This is a genomic window from Kitasatospora sp. NPDC032150 (assembly GCF_055579945.1).
The window spans coordinates 1-2,345 of record NZ_JBVIMH010000098.1; the positions used below are offsets into that span (position 1 = coordinate 1).

General features: G+C 66.1%; 1 protein-coding gene and 1 pseudogene. One reads left to right on the top strand and one right to left on the bottom strand.

Annotated elements, in window-relative coordinates:
* A pseudogene (locus tag ACZ5ON_RS35915) lies at positions 1 to 376 on the top strand (hypothetical protein); the annotation flags it as partial.
* Positions 377 to 400: 24 nt separating this feature from the next.
* Here the strand turns inward: ACZ5ON_RS35915 and ltrA are convergent.
* Positions 401 to 1,651: a group II intron reverse transcriptase/maturase gene (gene ltrA / locus ACZ5ON_RS35920; protein ID WP_465601805.1), complete on the bottom strand. Its 1,251-nt coding sequence runs from the start codon at positions 1,649 to 1,651 to the stop codon at positions 401 to 403.
* Positions 1,652 to 2,345: the final 694 nt, after the last annotated feature.

Sequence of the window (2,345 nt, forward strand, 5' to 3'; positions counted from 1 at the left end):
AGATCCGCCACGCCGACAGCGCCGACCTGTGGACCTGGCTGGTCATCGCCGCCCACACCCAGCTCCGCCCGCCCGCTCGCCGGAGGACCTGCGCCCCCCCTGGGAACGGCCGGCCGGGCCCCGCCGTCTGACCCCAGCCCGGGTCCGGCGGGGGTTTCGCAACATCCGCGCCACCGCAGCCCGTCCGGCAGCCGCACCGAAACCGTCCCGACCAGGGCCGGGACGGCCCGCAGGCTCGAAGAACAAGCACCGCGCCAAGCACCACGACGTCGGCAAGACCGTGAAACGCGCCGAGTCGATCAAGGATCACCAAGCGCAGCGGGGTCGGGTGGCCCGGGGGAATCGCACCCCCGGGCTCCCACAGAACGGAGCGTGACAGTCTCCCGTCACTCCGCTCTTCTCATCGAGTCCACTCGAACTCGCGTATCCACGCCCAGTGCTTGAACAGGCCGGGTGCTCGATCGATCAACCCGGACCACCACGCCCTGAACCGTTTGTAGCCGCGCAACCGCTTGTACTTCTTCCGAGCCCACCGCATCAGGTAGGTGTTGATGCGTCGCAGGAAGGGATATAACTGCGACCGGTAGAACCGGCCGTAGTACGTCATCCAGCCCGACACGACCGGGTTCATCCAGTCGGCGAGCTCACGTAGATCGGATCTGGTGCGCATGTGGATCCGCCATTCGCGGACCTGCTGACCCATGGCCTTGAGTGCCTCCGGGCTGACGGCGGGCAGGAAGGACGTGAACGCCCTCCCGTCCGGATATCTCGCCTTGCGGGGGCCGAACGTGTATCCGAGGAACTTGAACGACGTGTGCTCAAAAGCACCGCGTCGCCGAGTGTCCTTGCAGTACACGAGCCTGGTCTTGTCGGGATGCAGCCGCAGCCCGACGCTCTCCAGCCTCTCGGCGAGCGCCGCCCACACCTGGCGGGCCTGACGCTCGGTCACACAGTGCACCACTGCATCATCCGCATAGCGCTCGAACTCCACGGTCGGGAACTCCCGGACCAGGAACATGTCGAACGCGTAGTGCATGAACAGATTGGCCAGCACGGGCGAGACCGCCGAACCCTGCGGGGTCCCCCGGTCTCGCTGCTGAAGGGTCCCGTCGGGCAGCTGAAGCGGCGCGACCAGCCACCGCTTCACATACAGCACCACCCAACGCTGATCGGTGTTCGCCTCCACGGCCTTGACCATGAGGGCGTGATCCACGGAGTCGAAGAACTTCTGGACATCGAGGTCGATGACCCAGTCCTTCTTCCAGCACCTTTGTCGGCACCGCTCGACCGCCTGCAGCGCGGAGCGCTTCGGCCGGTATCCGTAGGAATCGTCGTGGAAGATCGACTCCGTCCGGGGCTCCAGCGCGAGAGCGACCACCGTCTGCGCGATGCGGTCAGCCACGGTGGGGACGCCCAGCATTCTTGTCCCACCCGGCTTCGGGATCTCCACCGCCTTCACCGGCGGCGGGAAGTAGGTGCCCGACGACATCCGGTTCCAGATCTTGTACAGGTTGCCCCGCAGATCCTTCTCGAAGTCCTCGATCGAGCAACCGTCCACCCCGGCCGCACCCTTGTTCGCCTTGACCCTCTCGTATGCCTCCCACACCAGTCTCTTCGGAACATCGAACGGCTTGTCCTGCGGACCTGACATGCCCACCCGCTTCTTCCCGGAGAACTTCCGGTTGTTCGCGCGAACAGATCACCAATGAGCCGGCCCCTTCGCTCCACCCCGATTACCAGGGCTTCAGCGCTACTACGGGCCGGTCCGCCGGCGGGTGCCGCCTCGGTACTCAGCGCCTCGCGGTTTCCGCTGCCCGGCGCGCTCCCTCTCGCCTGTCCCACGCCACCTCGGCGTGGGACGGCCGTATCGGCACTCGCCTTCCCACGTTCCGTGCAGAAGCCGCAGACCGGGCTCGCGCCGCCTCCATGCCGGACACCGCCTGGCCAATCGGCGGGCACCCGCCAGGCTCATCCCGGCGCCATTTAACCGCCCCGGTTTTGATGTCATCTTCTTGTTTCGACACGTCGTCAGCGGTTCGCTCTCGCTCGCCTTCCCGGTCCCCACCTGACGCATCACGTGCGCCTTTTCCTCAACGCTCACCACGACGGTCTTCAGCCAACGCGGCTTGAGGTGGTTTGACGCCTCCCCCCGCAGGGCGACGCCGAAGGGCCACAACCTTCATCACCTGCACAGCACCGCATCAAGTGGGGTCTACCTACACAAACCTCACCTTCTGCGCTCGTGGCGCACTTAGAAGCCGTTGTCGTACCGCTCGTGGGGCTTGTCGATCGAACAGGGGTCTCGTTCGGGTGATCGTGGACAGGCCGGCGCATAAAGGCAGGGC